This is a genomic window from Roseateles chitinivorans (assembly GCF_002761755.1).
Taxonomy (GTDB): Bacteria; Pseudomonadota; Gammaproteobacteria; order Burkholderiales; family Burkholderiaceae_C; genus Roseateles; species Roseateles chitinivorans.
The window spans coordinates 1-17,796 of record NZ_PEOG01000001.1 but is presented as its reverse complement, the minus strand read 5'-3'; the positions used below and the strand labels follow the sequence as shown (position 1 = coordinate 17,796).

11 protein-coding genes are annotated in these 17,796 nt (G+C 66.0%); 4 read left to right on the top strand and 7 right to left on the bottom strand.

What is annotated here, in order from left to right; genetic code table 11:
* Nucleotides 1-13: 13 nt before the first annotated feature.
* The 3 genes from CS062_RS00065 to CS062_RS00055 all read right to left on the bottom strand — a co-directional run bounded on the left by CS062_RS00065 (nt 14) and on the right by CS062_RS00055 (nt 2,718).
* Nucleotides 14-679, bottom strand: a complete 666-nt coding sequence (locus CS062_RS00065) for a hypothetical protein (RefSeq protein WP_143742206.1) — start codon at nt 677-679, stop codon at nt 14-16.
* A 1,021-nt stretch (nt 680-1,700) separates the two neighbouring features.
* The gene (locus CS062_RS00060; RefSeq protein WP_099859453.1) at nt 1,701-1,907 is read right to left on the bottom strand and encodes a hypothetical protein; all 207 of its coding nucleotides are present in this window, start codon (nt 1,905-1,907) and stop codon (nt 1,701-1,703) included.
* Nucleotides 1,908-2,265: 358 nt separating this feature from the next.
* Nucleotides 2,266-2,718 carry a cupin domain-containing protein gene (locus tag CS062_RS00055; protein ID WP_099859452.1) on the bottom strand — a complete coding sequence of 151 codons (453 nt, stop codon included), beginning with the start codon at nt 2,716-2,718 and terminating at the stop codon, nt 2,266-2,268.
* A gap of 196 nt (nt 2,719-2,914) precedes the next feature.
* On the opposite strand from CS062_RS00055, the gene CS062_RS00050 reads away from it, so the two are divergent.
* On the top strand, nt 2,915-4,294 hold the full coding sequence (locus CS062_RS00050; protein ID WP_099859451.1) for a TAXI family TRAP transporter solute-binding subunit: 1,380 nt from the start codon (nt 2,915-2,917) through the stop codon (nt 4,292-4,294).
* Between the two features lie 107 nt (nt 4,295-4,401).
* Here CS062_RS00050 and CS062_RS00045 read toward each other — a convergent pair whose 3' ends face one another.
* Nucleotides 4,402-4,791, bottom strand: coding sequence for a pentapeptide repeat-containing protein (locus CS062_RS00045; protein WP_158238621.1), 390 nt, complete (start codon nt 4,789-4,791; stop codon nt 4,402-4,404).
* Between the two features lie 1,897 nt (nt 4,792-6,688).
* On the opposite strand from CS062_RS00045, the gene CS062_RS00035 reads away from it, so the two are divergent.
* Both CS062_RS00035 and CS062_RS00030 read left to right on the top strand, forming a co-directional pair.
* Nucleotides 6,689-7,825 carry a hypothetical protein gene (locus tag CS062_RS00035; RefSeq protein ID WP_143742205.1) on the top strand — a complete coding sequence of 379 codons (1,137 nt, stop codon included), beginning with the start codon at nt 6,689-6,691 and terminating at the stop codon, nt 7,823-7,825.
* A gap of 1 nt (nt 7,826) precedes the next feature.
* Entirely contained in the window at nt 7,827-8,963 is a 1,137-nt protein-coding gene (locus tag CS062_RS00030) for a hypothetical protein (protein WP_143742204.1), read from the top strand.
* 847 nt (nt 8,964-9,810) lie between these two features.
* Here the strand turns inward: CS062_RS00030 and CS062_RS00020 are convergent.
* From CS062_RS00020 to CS062_RS00010, 3 genes are all read right to left on the bottom strand, one after another.
* Nucleotides 9,811-11,364 (bottom strand): hybrid sensor histidine kinase/response regulator, encoded by a 1,554-nt coding sequence (locus CS062_RS00020; RefSeq protein WP_233217831.1) that lies wholly within the window; start codon nt 11,362-11,364, stop codon nt 9,811-9,813.
* On the bottom strand, nt 11,361-12,836 hold the full coding sequence (locus tag CS062_RS00015) for a DUF7125 family protein (RefSeq protein WP_233217830.1): 1,476 nt from the start codon (nt 12,834-12,836) through the stop codon (nt 11,361-11,363). Before CS062_RS00015 ends, CS062_RS00020 begins: the two co-directional genes overlap by 4 nt.
* A gap of 267 nt (nt 12,837-13,103) precedes the next feature.
* A complete protein-coding gene (locus CS062_RS00010) occupies nt 13,104-15,902 on the bottom strand; it encodes a TonB-dependent receptor (protein WP_233217829.1) in 2,799 nt (932 codons plus the stop codon).
* 295 nt (nt 15,903-16,197) lie between these two features.
* On the opposite strand from CS062_RS00010, the gene CS062_RS00005 reads away from it, so the two are divergent.
* Nucleotides 16,198-17,601, top strand: coding sequence for a cyanophycinase (locus CS062_RS00005; RefSeq protein WP_143742203.1), 1,404 nt, complete (start codon nt 16,198-16,200; stop codon nt 17,599-17,601).
* Nucleotides 17,602-17,796 lie beyond the last annotated feature (195 nt).

Genomic DNA, 17,796 nt, shown 5'->3' with positions numbered 1-17,796 from the left:
GAGCCCGGCATCCCTACGGGTCGATCGGCTCATACGCCACCACGCTGAGTCCGAGCGTTCCTCGATACCCCATGTCCGTCAGTCCGGAGACCTTCGCCACAGCGGCTCGCACAGACGCTGCCTCTTCCGTCTCAACTGGCATCGACACGTGCCAAAACGACTTGGCACCGTAGCCACCGCTGCCATTCAGTAGAACCAGCGACCGGAATCCGGTCGTGACCAGGGACACCCGGCACACCATCGAGCGACCGACTACAGCCGAATGCGACTCGACGGCAGCGAAGTCGGACAGCGCAAATTTCTGCTGCTTCGCGGAAAGCCCGAATCGTGGCAGACGATCGATCAATACGAGATTGCGCGCCCGATCGATGGTCGTGACGAATGCACGTGCCTGGACAAAGTCCACAAGCACTGCCAGCAGCATCACCGAAGGAAACAACAGGAGCAAGAGCGCCTTCAGGCTGGTGTCGTAGAACGTGAACTTCCAGAACATCCAGCTCAAGCCGGTCGCGAACACGAACAGCCACATCCACATCGGCGTCGTCGCGGGGCGGATAACAACGGTGGTGTCGGTGACTTGTAGGGAACGAGACATACAAAGGAGAAATGCGGTACGGTAAATAGCTGCCGAAGCGACCGATCTCGACACTCTTGACTCTGAAGCTTCGACGGCTTGCATTTCAGCACGAGCCGCGTTTCGGGACATTTGGCACGTCCGCTCTCAGCCGAGGCTGGGTGAAGACCCTCCTGGCGATCTGCCCGGCGCTGCCTAGATTCATCGTGCCGAGCCTGAAGCAGCCGACCGCTGCGCAGAGAGGCAGACCTGTGCACTTTGGCAGCCGCGCTGCATCAAAGGATGCTGTGCGCGATCAGGCCATGGCGATCCGCCGCTGGCCGCCGCCGCTCGGCACGGCTCTACATGTGCCCGTGTCCGTCGCCTCATTGCGCGCCTACCTCGTGGGCTATCATGGCCTCATACCTGACGCGACCGGACTTTGTGCCCCGGTTGCTGAGCATCTCTCGGTCAGTCTGCTGACGCACCTCGGAATCGGAGGTGCCGCATGCAAAACGGCGGGAAGTTTCGTGCTTGGCAAGAAGCCGAGCGGGCTGCGTCGGAGGCGCATACGCTCCTCTTCGAGAAGGTCTGCGGACACTCGAAGGCTGCGATACCCCGTACTGAGTTCGACCGGCTCAACCACCTTCGTGACGAAGCAAACCGGTTGATGTGGGACCTGCTGGCGGAGATTCATGACGCCACCGCTGCGATCCGCGCCGCAAGGCGGAGATGATGCTGCCAGCGGCGTATTCGACCGCCTACGCACGCGATATGCGCAATGCGGTGGTCGAAGTAGAGCGATGCTCAACCGACTTGGTCAACGCCGTCTCGTTCTGTCGGAGGCTTGAACAGCAGAGAACGCCGTTGGGCGGGCCGGCTTATCGGGACGCTCGCTTTGCTGTCCACAGAGCGGCAGGGCTATTGATGCAGGCCAGGGTGGATCTCTACATCACAACGCTCGCTTTGGACGGCGAACGCCGTGCTCCTGCTTTTTCTCCCCGAGCAGGAACCTGATCGGTGACGGCGAGAGCTTTCAAGCCTTGGCCAAGCGTCGGGGCTTCTTTCATCTGCAACTCACTCGGCCCTCGCGTCCGCATGCATACGGACGCTGCTCAGCAGCACACGACGCCGTAGGCGGTAGCAGTCAAGGACGCGGCAACTCGGTCCCCGCGACCTGCTCAAGGTACCGGTGATAGCGCACACGAGCTTCCTGCGACAACTGCGCCAGATGCTCCATCTCGTCCGTACTCACGGCAACGCCTTTCCGCACCTTGGCGTACATGGCTTGGTAAGCCGCGATGCAAGCGGCTTCCGCGCGCTGCCATTCCTGAAGAAAGTCGATGGCCGGCATAGGGCACCTCCCGGTGCGCTAGCTGACTGATGGCCGTGAGCCCGCGAGGACAGGGCACGAAGGAGCCCTCGCTCAGAAGAGGCCTGATAGTACAACTTCAAGGCGCACGGTCTAGGCCGGCACTTTCCCGGCGCGGCGTCCAAGCATGGCAGTCGACGAGGAACGTCCGCGTCCGGCCCGGAACGAAGGTAGGGGCGTCAGACGGCTGGTCAATCTGATCGAGGGCGCCGGCTACGCCCGCGCTTCCGAGGAACGCATGACACCGGCGTCCAAATGCAGCAGGGTCTCTCGCTCGCATTGAATGCAGAAGCGTCGAAGTGAATGCCGTAGAAATCACTTCACGAGTTGGCTCCGCGACTCAGAAACTGCCAGTCTTGAATAGCCGCCCATCGGCTTCAAGAAGGCGCCACGCGCTGCCATCCCGATGCAGGGTTCGTCCGGTATCCGGGTAATGGCAGACGTCACGCTCGACACGAGTTCCCACGATCAGAAAGGAGCACGGCGCGTCGGACTGGTTCGATGCGTTGTGCCCGATCGGCGTCCCAGCCGGCCAGCACGCGGCATCGCCGGGATGCAGGACCTCCGCGCGGTCGCCTTCGGTGATGGTGACCTGGCCGGACAGCACATAGAGCATCTCGTCCTCGTTCTCATGCCAGTGCTTGTTCGACGTCCTCGCTCCTGGCTGAAGCGTCTGAAGATAGGCACCGTATTGCGTCAGCCCACCGAGTGCAGACAGTCGAACGGTGTCCGTGACGCCGAATGACTCGTGCTCGGCATGTTCGGCCGTGGCCTCCGTCCTGCGAATGATCATGTGTCGCGGCTCGCCGAGTGAGTGAAGCCGCTACTGTGTCGCCCGCGCTGAGCGCCGCACATCCGGAGCTTCCCGCTGTGCTTGCCGCAGGCGAAGGCACGCCTCGCATACGATGGCCCGGTCCTCCAACGGCAAAGGCCCCGCCCATGCGCCGCTTCGGCATCACGATCCTGTTCACCCTCGCGGTCACCCAGTCATGACACCGATCCAACAATGGCATGCCACGCGCAGTCTGCGTCTGCTGGTGCAGACGCTGCGCGACATGATGGTCTCGATGGGACCGCTGCTGCTGCTCGGCGGCGGTCTGCTGATCGCGGCCTATTGGTGGCTGGATCCGCAGCCGCCGCGTCAGGTGCGATTGGCCACCGGCCCGGCCGGCAGCGCCTATGCCGGTTTCGGCGAGGGTTACGCGAAGGCGCTGGCGCGAGAGAGCATCCAGGTGGTGCTGATCGCCAGCGAAGGCGCGCAGGACGATCTGGCCCATCTGCGCGCCGGCACGGCCGATGTGGGCTTCGTCCGCGGCGGCATGGCCGATCCGGTGGCCGATACCGAGGCGGGCATCGTCTCGCTGGGCAGCCTGTTCTACGAGCCGATCTGGATCTTCTATCGCCGAGATCTCGGCATCGCGCGCCGCCAGCCCGGCGGTGAACTGCAACGCCTGACCCAGCTGCGCGGTCTGCGAGTCAACGTGGACCAGGACGGCAGCGGTGTCCCGGCGATCGTCGAGAAACTGCTGGCGCTGAACCAGCTGAAGCCGACCGATCTGCGGCTGTCCAATCTGGCGCCCGACGCCGCTGGCGCGGCGCTGCGCGAGGGCCGGCTGGACGCCGCGGTGCTGATCTCGGCGCCGCAGGCCGGACTGATCCGCTCGTTGCTGCGCGATCCGGCCATCGCGCTGATGGCCTTCGAGCAGAGCGAGGCCTACTCGCGCCACCTGCCGTTCCTGTCCGCCGTGACGCTGCCGCGCGGCGTGGTGGACCTGGCCGCCGATCTGCCGCCGCACGACGTGCCGCTGCTGGCCACCACCACCGCGCTGCTGGCGCGCGAGCAGACGCATCCGGCGCTGCGCCAACTGTTCGCGCAGGCGGCCCTGGGCCAGCACAGCGAAGCCGGCTGGTTCAACGGCGCGCGCGACTTCCCCAACACCCGTACCAGCGAGTTGCCGGTCAGCGCGGAGGGCGACCGCGCGATCAACGGCACGCCGCCGGCCTGGGCGCGCTACCTGCCGTTCTGGGCCGGCAATCTGCTGGAACGCATGTGGCTGGTGGTCGGCGGCCTGTTGGTGCTGATGCTGCCGCTGTCGCGCGTGGTGCCCCCGCTGTACACCTTCCGCGTGCGATCGCGCGTGTTCCGCTGGTATGCGCGACTGCGCGAGGTGGAAGCGAAGCTGGAAACCGGCACCGGCGAGCGCGAGGCGCTGCTCGATGAGCTGGACGAGTTGGACCGCGTCACACACCGCATCGCGGTGCCGCTTTCCTATGCCGAAGAGCTTTACGCGCTGCGCAACAACATCTACGCGGTGCGAAAGCGGCTGCTGGCGCAGTGGGCTAGGCCGATTGAAGGGGCGGGCAGGTGATCGGAGGCCTCGGGCCTCGAGTAGCGCATGGGCTCTGCGAGATGTCCACCTCGGCTGCGGTGCATACGCGGCTTCAGCCTGGAAGCAGACGCCCGCTGTCCGTCGCTCTACCAGTCCCACGAAGGCAGCGCAGCGCCTTCGGGAAGTTCGCATCCGTAGAAGGTAGCGCCTTTCACCTGGACGAGCTCCAGCACCGCGCCCCTGGTCTTGATGGACTCGATCGATGCGAGTTCAAAGATGGCGCTCGTCAGATCGGCATTTGAAAAATCGGCGCATTTGACGTTGCACTCCCGGAAGCTCGTACCGCGCAGACTTGCGCCTGAGAAGTCAGTGTCGAAGAACCAGGACTTCTCGAGGTTCGCGCCGTCAAGGACGATCCCCGATAGATCGGTGTCCTCGAGATCTGTTCCCGGGAATGACCGCTCACCGGTCGCGTACCGGCTTTCCAGTTCAACGCGGGTCGCTGGCGGTCGATACTCGTTCTCGCGGTGACTCACGAGGCGCCTTTCTCTGCTCGGTTTCGCCCAAGTGCGCAGTGTATTGGCGGCCTCATGTTTGCTTCCGCTGCGATGCCGGCTGCGGCTGCGGCTTCGGGCTGGGACTGACTTCAGCGAAGCGCTGACCAAGTGATCGTGCGCAGATAGTTCACCAACTTCGCTCGGGCCTTCGGAGTCTTTAGCTTTGCCGGCAAGCGACTCAGCCAGTGGCTGTTAGGCCCATGAGGACGGCCCTCCGACAAGCGGCGGCTCGTTGGCAGCGGCGACAGGTCAAGCACGCGGATGAGCTCGCTCAGTTGCTCCGAAGACGAGAACTCCAATCGTTGGTCGCCCCATTCGACCAGCAGGCATTCAAAGCCCCCTTGCAGTCACCGGGCGCGGAGCCGGGGACGAATATGCAAGCGCTTCACGCCAGTGGACATCGCCGCATTCGACGTGCACCCAGTACGCCATCGGGCTGGTCCTCCAGTCCGGGATGTATTCGAGCCAGTAGCGTCCAACCGTCGGGCGATGGTAACGAAGACGGCGATGTCCGCTATCGATGGAGGCTGTGTGAAAAGGATGTCCTCATTGATCACACGCGGAGAAGCGACCTTTCAGATTGGCCCAGGACCGACGATCGCAGGCTCGCTAATGTGTCGAGACCCGGGAAATCGACCGCCGGAGGAGTTTTCATACAGTCTCGGCTGAGAGCGTTCCATCGCGGTTGGCCGATTGCGATGTCAGTTTCGTCCAGAGTCCATAACTTGCTTGGCCCCGCCCATCGTCTCGTGATACTCCGTCAGCCTTTCAAGCAAGCCCTCGTCTTGAACGTGGAAGACTTCGGGGCAGGGTTGGGTTGGACGAACGGCGTCGACGATCAACTGCCCGAGGCGTAGGTCGGGCGACTCTTGCCAAGCGGCTCGCAACGCTGCCAGGATCTCGTCGATTCGGGCAGGATCTCGCATGGAGCAAAGCCTACCCGAGAGCAGCCCTTCACCGAAGATGGCATCCGCCAGACATCGTTGAGAACGGCAGCACGTCGATGTCCGCTTCCGCTGCGATGCTGTGCCCCCGCTTCCGGCCCAGAGCAGGCCGGGTACAGGCCAAGGTCGACTGGTCGGACCTACACCCGGCAGGAACCCGGAGGAAGGATCAGCATGTACATGAGAACAGCCCGCAAGCCAGATTGAACGCAGCGCAAGTATCTTCGGGACGCCTTCACAGCCGCGCAATCGCTCGCGGCGGAAGCATTTCGCGCTACCAATGGGCGTGACCTGCGCTACCTTCATTGACTCGCCAACCTGGACGCCAACGTGTGACCCAGGAAGTTGGAGCTTGATTGCCAATCAGGCGTGATGTCCGAGCCTGCGTAAAAACTCCTCTTCCGGTCGGTTGCAGGGGGCTTACACCATTGGCGAGGCCTCGATCGTCGATCGTGGGCCGATCTGAAAGGTCGTTTCTCCGCGAGCGAGCAATGAAGACGTGTTCTCACAGCCCCGCTTTGAAGCAGACAGAGGCCGGCGGCTGCATTCTGACGGAGAGTAGCCCTCGAAACCGTCGCCGTCATTGTCCCCTTCCGCTGCAGACCAGACCGTGGCTGCAAACGCTTCAGAACGTGACGTGGAACTGGTCTGAGATGCGCAAGTAGCCTTCGTGCGAGCGGTCACCCCGGTCACGATCGGCAATAGGGTCACGACCAACAGCGCCGACCACCATTAGCAATGGCGGTCACGACTATCGTCTGGGGTCAAGGCGCCGGCATGGTGGTCACGAGGTGCCAGCACGAGCATCTCACCTTGAACAGAGTGTGAACCGCTCATGGTAGGCGCTCGCAAGGGTGAATCCTCAACCCCATCTTCGACCGCGCGGCGGCAGCGCTGCCACAATCGCTCGACACCTTCACACTGCAACGCGCATGCATCGTCGTTCGATCCGCTGGTCACCACGGCTGACCGCCGTCCTTTCCGCGTGGGGGTCGATGTCCGCGGTGTGGGCCGCCGACCTCTCGATTGCGACGTCGACTGCCGACATTCGCTGGGCCTGCGAGCAAGCCCTTGTCGCCCGCGTGAGGCTGACCAGCATCGGTCTGCAAGCCCCCGACGCGCCCTGCGTGGCCGATAGCGCCGGTACGCAGACGGGTGCCTGCCGCGTGGTCGTGGCCCAGGCGCTCGTGCTCGACTCGCTGCCGGCGATCGGCGGAGCCCCCGGCTTGAGCCTGGCCGAACCAGGCCCGTTTGCGCAAGGACCGTTCCGATTCAGCTTTCGATTCAAGACAAGGGACGCGGACCCACCCGGCACGCCGCCTGTCAGCCTGGTCGGCGCCACCGGCCTGATGGCACTGTCCGAGTCTCCGGCCCGGGGCGACGCTGATCCGGCCAAGTGGTCCTTGGGCACCTTTCTTCCCGATGCACCGGCCACCGCCGGTGATCTGGACGCACTGTGCAAGCCGTTCCGTCATTGGAGCGGGCTGCGCAGTGCGGCCGTGCCGGAGCAACTGCCTGGAGACTTCCCCGCCCGTCGCGAAGGGCCTAGTGCGCTGGGCAAGCGGATAGCCGCGCTGATCGGCCCGACGCCGCCTGACATCGCCGCCATCGAGAAGAGCTTCGGCGCCCGCATGGTGCCGCTGGAGATCGCCGCCCCCAACCAATCCCGGGCACGTACCTTGGCCAAGCTCTCCGGGCAATGGATCCGAATCGCCCATGACCTCTATACCGATCGCCCGGGTCCGCCAGCGTTGACCCTGAGCATCTACCTGTCCGGTCCTCAGACGCCCTCGCGACGAGCCCCCTGGTGGGAGCGCGACCCGACCGACGGCGAATCGGCCACCTGCGTGACCTCATCGATGGTCGTCGACCAACTGGGTGACGGATGGAGTTTCTCTCGCGTCAGCATGCCGTACCGAGGAAGCTTCGGCCGCAGTTTCCCGCAGTACGACGTCCGGTTTGAGTTCACCCCGCCGTACATCGCGAGTGGCCCCGAAGACAGCCGCACGCTGCAACGGGAATGCGTGAAGACCATGTACATCTATTACTGGCCGTCCTCGGGATCCTGACATGGGATTCGCTTCCGGAACCCATCCTTCGGCGCCCATCCTCGCCCGACTCGTCGCATCGTTCGCGATGGCGAGCCTGTTGCCGTCTGCGGCGAGCGCCGCAGGTGAGGCAACTCTCTTGACCGATTCCGATCTTCGTTGGCTCTGCCAGCAGCCCTCGGTCGCGCGCGTGAAGGTGACGCGCATCGACGTCGACGCGCCGGACACCGCTTGCGAAGGATCGCCGACCGGCGACGGCTGCCGCACGGTGGCCGCCGAGGTGATCGTCCTGGAATCCCTGCCGCTCCTGGGCGCCGCGAAAGGCCTTCCGCTCAAGCCCTTCCTGTCGACCGGCCCCAACCGCGTCCGTCTGAGGATGGCGTCGCGGGCGTATGCGGACCTGAAGGAGCCGCCCTTCGCGCTCGTCGGTGTGGAAGGCCTGCTGGCGATGCGCGAACTGCCGGAAGACCGATACGGCAAGGCGGCGCCCCTGCGCTCCGGCGTGATCCTGCCAGGAAGCGTGGCCGCGCCGGACCTCGACACGGCGTGCAGGCCGATCCGCCACTGGAGCGGGCAACAGCATCCGGCCCTGCCAGAACAACTGCCGGGCGAGCACCTGGCCCGGACCGAGAACGCGCAACAGCTCGCGCGCCGGCTGGCGGGCATGGCGGGTCCGATGCCGCCCGAGCCGGCATCCCTGGAGCAGCGATTCGGCGCGCGCCTGATGGCCGGCGCCACGCCCACGCCCGAGGAATCGAACTACCGAGCGCTGGCTCGACTCGACGCATCCTGGGTCCGCCTCTGGCGAAGAGCCTGGCAGCAGCCAGGCGGCCGGCCGCGCGTCAACCTGATGGCCTTCCTCACGGATCCCTATCCGGAGAGCCGTCAGGCGCCGTGGTGGGACGACGATCCGTCCGATCGGATCCACAAGGTGCCGGTGTGCGTGAGGCCGTCCATGGTGCTGAAGGAACTCGGCGAGGAATGGCCGCGCTCCAAGCGAGGACCGCCATATCACAGCGCCTTCGTACATCGCTATCCGGACTACCGGGTCAGCATCAACTTCCTGCCGCATGGCAACCCGCCGCTTCGGCCCGGCGGATCGCCAAACACCTCCGACGATTGCATCGACGGCATGTCTGTCTTCTTCGAACCGATATGAATTTGCGATGCGACCGTGGGGTTCACGCTGCTGACGTGCGACTGATGAGGACAGTTGGCATGGCAATTGTCGGGCCGCCCCATGAGTTCTAGGCACTTATGAGCTACCGCTACCCACAGCCTCCGGGTTTGGCGCAGCAGGCGACCGCCCTTGAGGAATTGGCGAATGGCGCTGCCCAGTGCCGCGCCGACTCCGTGACGGGTCTTCAATCGACGGTCTCTTGTGCAACGGCTCGGCTCTTATCGCCAGGCAAGCTGATGCGCTTCTTCCGTTCCGGATGGAAGACGCGGATTCGCTCTTCCAAGCAGACGACGGCCGGACGAACTTCAAGAGAACCGGGTGCGTGTTCTTTGACGACTGGTCAACCTAACGACCGCTATCGCTATAGGCTGAAAGCAAATGTGCGTGCGGGCGCGTCAGTCTTCCTCAGCAGCAACTGCTCGGGTCCGTCCAGCTTGGCCGAAGACCTAATGCGAATTCTTCGCGTACCTTCTCCAAGGATGGCTCCCAGCCTTGGGCGGCCTCAATCTCGCCGATGCAGCCCCAACAGTCACCTCCGCAGTCGACGGACAACGGGTCGTCCTTTTGGCCCAAGGTGCGACCGCAAACCTGGCAGTTCATTGCTGGATGGTTCCTTGCGAAGTGGTCAGTCATATGCGCTGTGAAGATCGGCATTAGCCGCAGCAGCCGGTCGAGGTGCCAAGGCCGATGTCCGCTATCGCTGCAATGCGGCCACGACTTTAGGCCTGACCGATTCCCTCCCGGTCCAAGTCTTAAGCGGTACTCGCTCCCACCACCCGTCCCAGGACGCCACCGACCTGCCGATGCTTCCCGGCCCCACGCCGACTTACCCCCTGGGAGCAATTTCGCTGGGAACACCCTGAAGCAAGCGGAGCAGTTCCTCGATCTTGACCGGCTTGAGTAGATGGTGCTGAAACCCGGCCGTCGCCAGCCGTTGCCGGTCGCGTTCCTGTCCCCAGCCGGTCAGCGCGATCAAGGTCAAACGCGAGGCGTCTGGGCGCTCGCGGAGGCGCTGGGCCAGCTGGCAGCCATCCATTTCGGGCATGCCGATGTCCAGAATCGCCACATCGATGGACTGGCCCTGCGACAGCTCGAGCGCTTGGGCACCGCTGTAAGCCACCGTGGTGCGGGCTCCAGCCGCTTCCAGCAGCATGCCGAGACTGTCAGCCGCATCCCGGTTGTCGTCCACCAATAGCACGTTCAGCGCCAGCTGCGCTTCGCTGGCTGAAGGATGAGGCGGTGCTGCATCGTGTCCCGCCGACCCGGTCGACAGAAGGGGGAGGCGAACGGTGAACAGCGCTCCATGCCCGCGCCCCTCGCTGCTGGCGGTGACGCTCCCGCCATGCAACTCGATCAGGCTACGCACCAATGTCAGGCCGATGCCAAGACCGCCCTGCGCCAGCTTCGATCCGTCGTCCTCCTGGACAAAGATGTCGAAGATCGCGTCCAGCATCCCTGGCGAGAGCCCGATGCCGTTGTCACGAACCTCGACGACCGCCATTCCCTCCGATTCACGGACGCGAATGCCGAGCTGCCCGTGAGGCGGCGTGTACTTCGCCGCGTTGTTGAGGAGGTTGGAGAAGACCTGCACCAGCCTGACCGCGTCACCACGCACCAGCGGGCCCGGGCCTTCCACATCGATCGTCAACTTGTGTCCCGCTGCGGCGATCATGGGACGGCAGAGTTCGACGGCTTCGCCGACGACGCTGCCCAGGCGCACCGGCAGTCCCTCGATTTGGACCTTGCCGCGGCTGACACGCGAGACCTCCAACAGGTCGTCGACGAGCCGCACCATGTGGTCGACCTGGCGCGTGGTGATCCGATGCAGGCGGGCTTCGGCCGCGGTGTCAAGCCGACCGCTCGACAGCAGCGCCAACGACGTGCGGATCGGTGCCAGCGGGTTGCGCAGTTCGTGTGCGAGCGTCGCCAGGAATTCGGACCGGCGCTGATCGGTCCCGCGCAGGTCCTCGAACAGGTCGCGGACCTGGTACTGGCGCTGCCGCGCCCTCAGCATCGAGCTCACGGCGCTGACCAGCGTGGCGACCCGGATGGGCTTCTCCAGTACCGTGTGGTTCGGCAGGCCGTGGACGGCGCGTCTCAGTGCCGCGGACGCGGCACCGTGGCGTCCGAGCACCAGGATCGGCAGGTCCGACCAGGTCGGCTGTCCAGCCAGCGCATCCGTCAGCAGCGGCAGGTCCGCATCGACCAGAGCTTCCTCACAGACCACCATCGCCGCCGCGCCACCCTCGAATGCGCGCACGAGTCCGGTCATGTCGGCGCACGGGAGCACCTCGAGCCGGGCCCGGGCGAGGACGTCCGCTGTCATGGCGGTGTCCTTGGCTGTGGCCATACGCAGCAGGATGCGCTGTTCGTCGTTCAACGCGGTGCTCGCTCCGGCGCAGAGTTTTCGTCCAACGGAATGGGAACGCCGGTCAGCACGCCGCGGAAGTTGCTCAGGGGCTCGCCAATGTGCACGCCTGTCTCCGACAGCGTGAACGAACGGATCGTTCTCTCATGGGCGCCCCCGCGCTTCTTGACCACGGAGATCGCCTGCTGCACCTCGCCGTTCAGCTCGTAGTAGCGCAGAAGCACCACCACATCGGCCAAGTAGCTGGCGTCAACTGGCGCTTGCATCTGAGCGCCGATCAGGGCCTGATGCGCGCCGACGAGCAGCGTCACGACGCCTGCCTGCCCCAGATAGGTCAGCAGTTCGTGAAGCTGGACGATGAGGAACCGTTCGTCCGGCATCGCGTTGAGATAGCCGTTGAGGCTGTCAATCACGATCACCGACGCGCCGCGTGCGGTTACCGCCTCCCGGAGCTCGTGCACGAACTCGCCGGGCGACAGCTCGGCAGGGTCGATCTGGCGCACCGTCAACATCCCGCTGTCCAGGTGCGGCCCGAGCTCCATCCCCAAGCCGCGGCAGCGCGTCCTCAGCGTTGCGATGCTCTCGTCGAAAACGAACAGCGCCGCGTGTTCACCGCGGCGGGCCGCGGCGACAGCGAACTGCGCCGCAAGACTCGACTTCCCGGTGCCAGGCGCACCCACGATCAGTGTGCTTGTGCCGCGCTCGATGCCGCCGCCCAGCAACTGGTCCAGCGCAGGCAGCCCGCTCGACACCTTGACCTGCTGGAGGGAGGGGTTGTGCTCGGCGGCTACTAGCCGCGGGAACACTTGAAGGCCACCTCGCACGATCTTGTAGTCGTGGAAACCATCGCGATAGGACTGCCCGCGGTATTTGGTGACGATGAGCCGCCGTCGCGTGGCGCCGTAGTCGGAATTGGTCTGCTCCAGCCGGAGCACCGCGTGCGCGATGCTCTGCACCTGCAGGTCGTGCTCGGACGCCGTCATGTCATCGAGCAGCAGCACGGTGCACTGGCGGCCGGCGAAGAACTGCTTCAGCGCCAGGATCTGGCGCCGATAGCGCAAGGAAGTGCCCGCGAGCAATCGAAGCTCCGACAGCGAGTCGAAGACGACGCGGGTGGGCTTGAGCGTATCGACATCGGCCAGGACCTTCAGCGTCGTCTGGCCCAGCTCCAGTTCGGAGGGGTGGAACACCGTCGATTGCTCGTCCGGATCGAGTGCTTCTTCCGAGGGCAGCAGCTCCCGCACCTGGATGCCCGTCAGGTCCCAGCCGTGCGAGCGGGCGACGCCGCCGAGTTCGCCAAGCGATTCCGACAAGGTGACGTACAGCACCGACTCGCCGTGAGCCACGCCGCTGCGCAGAAACTGGAGCGCGATCGTCGTCTTGCCCGCACCCGGCGTCCCCTCCAGCAAATAGAGCCGGTTGGGCGCGAGACCACCGCCCAGGACATCGTCCAGTCCCGCGACGCCAGTCGCTAACAAGGGCAAGGGCGGCTCGTCTCGACTGCTGGCATTTGTAGATCCTTGCACGGATGACCCTCCCGAAAGCGGCCCGGACCACTGCCCGCCATCTCATCACTCGCGATCGGGCGCGAGCGCTTCCTTTGGCTGGACCGGTAAATGGCCACTGTAAACGCTGCCATTCGGCTTTCCGGACGGCCATGACGACCTTGAAAGATCTGCTTGAGCACGACGAGGGGACCCGAATGCATGGAGCCGGAACACCGGCAAGGGGCGCGCCCGGTCCAGCGCTCCTCACCTGAACTGATACGACGCCGACAGGTAGAAGAACCTCCCCCGCGGATCCGTATAGCTCGGGTCATAGCCCGAAATGAAGAAGTAAGCCTGATTCGAGAACGGCGGCGCCGTATTGAACAGGTTCTTGACTCCCGCTCGGAGGGTGAGGGCGCTCGTGGCCTCCCAGCCGCCCGAGAGGTCCCACAGCGAGTACGCCTTGACCTTGTTCTTCCCGACGATCAAGCCGGTGTTCGTGTCGATCGCCGAGTTCTGGTCGTCGTAGCCGCTGTAGAACGAGTTCGCGAGGTTGATGCTCCACGGCCCGCGCGACCAGTCGAAGTTGACGCGATGCCGCCAGCGTTGCACGACACCGTCGGTGACGAAGCGTCCAAGGTTGCTGATGTAGGGATCGCCGTCCCCCGTCTGCTTCTTCGAACTCAACGTCCAGGTCCCCACCAGCTTGACGCCGAAACGCCCCAGCGCGGTCGTGGGTGAGCGGTATTGCAGCGTGACGTCCAGTCCGGAGGCCTTCTGCTTGCCGCGGTTCTCCTTGCGCAGCTCGATGAAACAGATCTCGGAATCGTCCGGGTCGTAGTCGCAGCCCGGAATGCCTTCGTCCTCGTTGTAGCGGTGCACGAGCGGCTCGTACTTGTCGAGGTTGGCGAGGATCACGTCGTCGCCCAGCGTGCTGATCAGGTCGCGCTTCTCGATGCGCCAGTAGTCCAGCCCGAAGCTCCACGCCGGCGTCGGATCCGCCAGCAGGCCGATCGAGAACTGCCGGGACTTCTCCGGCTTCAGATCGACATTCGAGTAGGTCCGCGTCTCCCAGTTGTTGGCGCAGAAGCCCAGGTCGTTGTCGTTCTCGCGCATGCACACCGGGTCGGGCAGCGTGGCCGTCTCGCCGGTCTTCACCGAGCGGTACAGGTCGTTCATCGACGGCGCGCGGAAGCCGGTCCCGGCCGAGGCGCGGAAGGTCAGGTTGTCCAGCGGCGCGTAGCGCAGGCTGATCTTCGGATTGGTGGTGGCGCCGACCTTCTGGTAGTGGTCGTGGCGCAGCGCGACCTGCACCTCCCACGCCTTGGTGATGGGTGCGAGCAGCTCGCCATAGGCGGCCCACACCTTGCGGGAATTGTTGGTGAACTGCGCGTCGCCCGGCGTCGGGTCGCCCACGATCTCGTCCGAGATCAGCAGGTCGCTCGCCGCCGACGAGGACTTCTCGCGCCGCAGTTCGCCACCGAGCGCGATCGCGAGGTCGCCGCCGCCCAGCTTGGCCAGGCTGCGGGTGAACTTGGCGTCCAGGCTGTCCATCGAGCCGCGGGCGCGGCGCACTTCCTGGTTGATGTTGTTCTCGCGCAGGAAGGCCAGCCCGGCTTCGCTCGAGGGACCGAAGGGATTGAGCAGCCCATCCGCGAAGGCCTGCATCGTCTCGGTGTTAGGCAGGTAGCCGCGCACGTCGCGATCGGACACGCGGTTGACGCTGTGGTTGTAGCCCCAGTCGTAGTGCCAGGCGCCGAGCGTGCCGGTCATGCCGACCACGATGCGGCTGCCGGTGCTGGTGAGCTCGCTCGCGCGCGGGCCGGCCTCGAGCATGCGGGTGCGCACGGTGATGAGCCGGTCGTCCGGCAGTGCGTCGCCCAGGCCGGTCGCCGCCAGCGCCGGGATCATCGAAACGTCCAGGTCCGCGTCGATCCGGTTGCTGGTGCCGACGTACCAGCTCTTGCTGCGGGTGTAGGCCGCCTCGATGAAGGCCTCGTGGCGGTCGCCGAGCTTGAGCACCCCGCGGCCGAGGAAGCTGCCCTTGTCCGTCTTCGGATAGAGCTCCAGGTCGCGCATGTAGTCGTAGGTGCAGCCGTCCACGCCGCCGATGCCGCCCGGCAGGTACAGCGAGTGCGGCGGCTGGCAGGTTGGGGCGCTCAGGTTGATCGTGCGCGTGGTGATCGGCCGGCCGTTGATCGCGAAGCCTTGCGACTCGAGGTAGTCGAACTGGTCGCGGCCCAGGCGGATGTTGCCGGGGAAGCTGGCCGAGGACAGCAGGTGCGGCAGTCGTTCCGGGATGCGCAGGTCGGAGATGAAGTCGCGCTGGGAAGTACGCAGCGCGCCGGTCTTCTGCAGGTCCAGCACGCCCATCAGGTTGAAGCCGTCGCGCGCCAGGTCGCCGTGGCCGGCGGCGATCGACGCGGCGCGCTTGCCCGCGCCGCCTTCGCCGGTCTTGCCCGCCAGGACGTCGAGTTGCACGCCCTGGTAATCCTTGCGGGTGATGAAGTTGATGACGCCGCCGATCGCGTCGGTGCCGTAGATCGCGGAAGCGCCATCGAGCAACACCTCGACGCGCTCGATCGCCGCGGCCGGGATGTTGTTGAGGTCGACGCCGTTGTCGTCGCCGGGCGAGGCGAAGTTGGCCATGCGCCGGCCATTCAGCAGCACCAGCGTCGACGAGGTGCCCAGCCCGCGCAGGTTGGCCGAGTTGAAGCCCATCTGGTCGCGGAAGCCGCCCGTGCCGATGCTGACGCCGTCGGTGAGGTTGTTGCTGAGCGAAGACACGGTCGCCATCAGCTCGGCCGCGGTGGTGACGCCCGCCTTGACGATGTCGTTGCGGGTCAGCACCTGCACCGGCAGCGCCCCCTCGTCGGCGATGCGCTTGATCGCGGAACCGGTGATCTGCACCCGCTGCAACTGCTGCGGCGGGGCGGAGGCGGCTGCGGCGGGCGCGTCGACCTGCGCCTGCGCGAGGCCGCACAGGGCGCTCAGCGCGGCGACCGCGCAGGCGCGCGGCAGGCATGGTGGGCGCATCGCGACACGGGGGGGACGGACGGTCATGGCGGGCTCCCTGAGGCCGTTGGGGTGGCTCTGACGGGCCAGTCTAGGGACCGGCCCGTCACCGGCAAGGGTGATCTCCCGCGACAGTCGCGACGAAGCAACTGCGGTGTGACCAACAGTCACCCGCTGGTGGGGACGCGACGCTATCGTCCCTTCCTGCGCTCCCCCCTTCGTCGATCCGCCCCCCCCCCCCGGGGCGGCTTCCCGGTTACGTGATGCCGCCGGTCCGCGGCGTGAGGCCTTGACGATGTTCGATCGCTGTTCCCTGCTCCGCGCTGCCGGCGCCCTCGGCCTGATGCTGGCCGTTGCCACGATGGCGGCGCGGGCCGCCGCACCCGCCACGCCGGCACCGCCGGCATCGGCCAGACCGGCGGCCGCCAAGCCCGCCGTCGCGCCTGCCGCGGCCTCCGCACCCGCCGCGCCCAGTGCCCAGGCAACGCCTGGCCCTGGCGCCGATGTCCCCATTAAAGGCCACGCGATGGCGATCGGCGGTGCGCTCAAGGCGGACAACGACGAAGTGTGGAACCGGCTGATCGCGCTGGCGGGCGGGCGCGGCGCGCGCTTCGTCGTCTTCGGCACGGCGGCCGAGGATCCGGAGGCCAGTGCCAAGCAGGTGGTCGAGCAGTTGCAGCGCCGCGGCGCGGTCGCCGAGGCGCTGCCCGTCGCCCCGAAGTTCTCGTGGGTCGACCTGAACAAGGTGGTGCGCGACGCCGCGCTGATCGCCAAGGTGCGCAACGCCCGCGGCATCTTCTTCACCGGCGGCTCGCAGGAGCGCATCGTCGATGTGCTCAATCCGGGTGGTCACCCGACGCCGATGCTGGACGCCATCTGGGAGGTCTATCGCCGCGGCGGCGTGGTCGCGGGCACCTCCGCCGGCGCGGCCGTGATGAGCACCGTCATGTTCCGCGACGCGCCCAGCGTCGTCAGCATCCTCAAGGGCCAATGGGAGGAGGGCAAGCAGATCGACCGCGGGCTGGGCTTCGTCGGTCCCGACCTGTTCGTCGACCAGCACTTCCTCAAGCGCGGCCGCTTCGGCCGCATGGTGCCGCTGATGCTGGCCAAGGGCTACAAGCTCGGGCTCGGCGTCGACGAGAACTCCGCCGCCGTGATCCGCGGCGACGAGGTCGAGATCCTGGGCCACAAGGGCGCCCTGCTGGTCGACCTCGGCGAGGCGTCCTCCGACCGACAGCTGGGCGTCTTCAACCTGAAGAACGCCAAGCTCACCTACCTCGACCACGGCGACCGCATGAACCTGCGCACCCGAAGCGTGACGCCGTCGGCGATGAAGCTGCGCGGCCAGCGGCTGGAGCCCGGCGCGCCGGACTACAAGCCCTACTACACGCTGCCGCAGTTCTACACGGACATGCTGGGCGACTCCACCATCTCGACGGCGATGTCCATCCTCATCGACAGCGTGCAGCCGGAGTTCCGCGGCCTGAGCTTCGAGGCCGCGCCCAAGGCGGGCGATGCGCTGGCCGATCTCGGGTTCCTCTTCCGGCTCTACAAGGGCCCCGGCAGCATCGGCTGGAGCACCGACGAGCTCGGTCCCGAGGACTACACCGTGGTCAATCTCTACCTGGATGTCACGCCGGTGCGCATGCCGCAGCCGCTGTTCGGTCCCTGGCCCGGCGACCGCCGCCCGCGGCAAACCGCGACGCCGGAGGAGCCACCCGCCGGAGAGCGCCCCCAGCAGCAGTGAGACGCCGCGCGCGTCACCGGCATCGTTGCCCCAAGGCGGTGCTTCGGCGCCGCGCCGCCGGTACCGGCGGCGGCGACCGTCCGGCACATCGGCGGGGGACGGTGCCCGCAAAGCCGCTAGCATGCGCGTTCGCTCATTCCTGGAGTCTGCTGCGTTGTCGCGAAAACCTCTCACCCTCGGGCGGGCCCTCGCCAG

What these genes read in the sequence shown, in the direction of transcription:
- CS062_RS00035 (WP_143742205.1), top strand. Translation starts at nt 6,689, where the DNA reads ATGCATCGTCGTTCGATCCGCTGGTCACCACGGCTGACCGCCGTCCTT.
- CS062_RS00060 (WP_099859453.1), bottom strand. Translation starts at nt 1,907, where the DNA reads ATGCCGGCCATCGACTTTCTTCAGGAATGGCAGCGCGCGGAAGCCGCT.
- CS062_RS00030 (WP_143742204.1), top strand. Translation starts at nt 7,827, where the DNA reads ATGGGATTCGCTTCCGGAACCCATCCTTCGGCGCCCATCCTCGCCCGA.
- CS062_RS00010 (WP_233217829.1), bottom strand. Translation starts at nt 15,902, where the DNA reads ATGACCGTCCGTCCCCCCCGTGTCGCGATGCGCCCACCATGCCTGCCG.
- CS062_RS00005 (WP_143742203.1), top strand. Translation starts at nt 16,198, where the DNA reads ATGCTGGCCGTTGCCACGATGGCGGCGCGGGCCGCCGCACCCGCCACG.
- CS062_RS00065 (WP_143742206.1), bottom strand. Translation starts at nt 679, where the DNA reads ATGCAAGCCGTCGAAGCTTCAGAGTCAAGAGTGTCGAGATCGGTCGCT.
- CS062_RS00055 (WP_099859452.1), bottom strand. Translation starts at nt 2,718, where the DNA reads ATGATCATTCGCAGGACGGAGGCCACGGCCGAACATGCCGAGCACGAG.
- CS062_RS00050 (WP_099859451.1), top strand. Translation starts at nt 2,915, where the DNA reads ATGACACCGATCCAACAATGGCATGCCACGCGCAGTCTGCGTCTGCTG.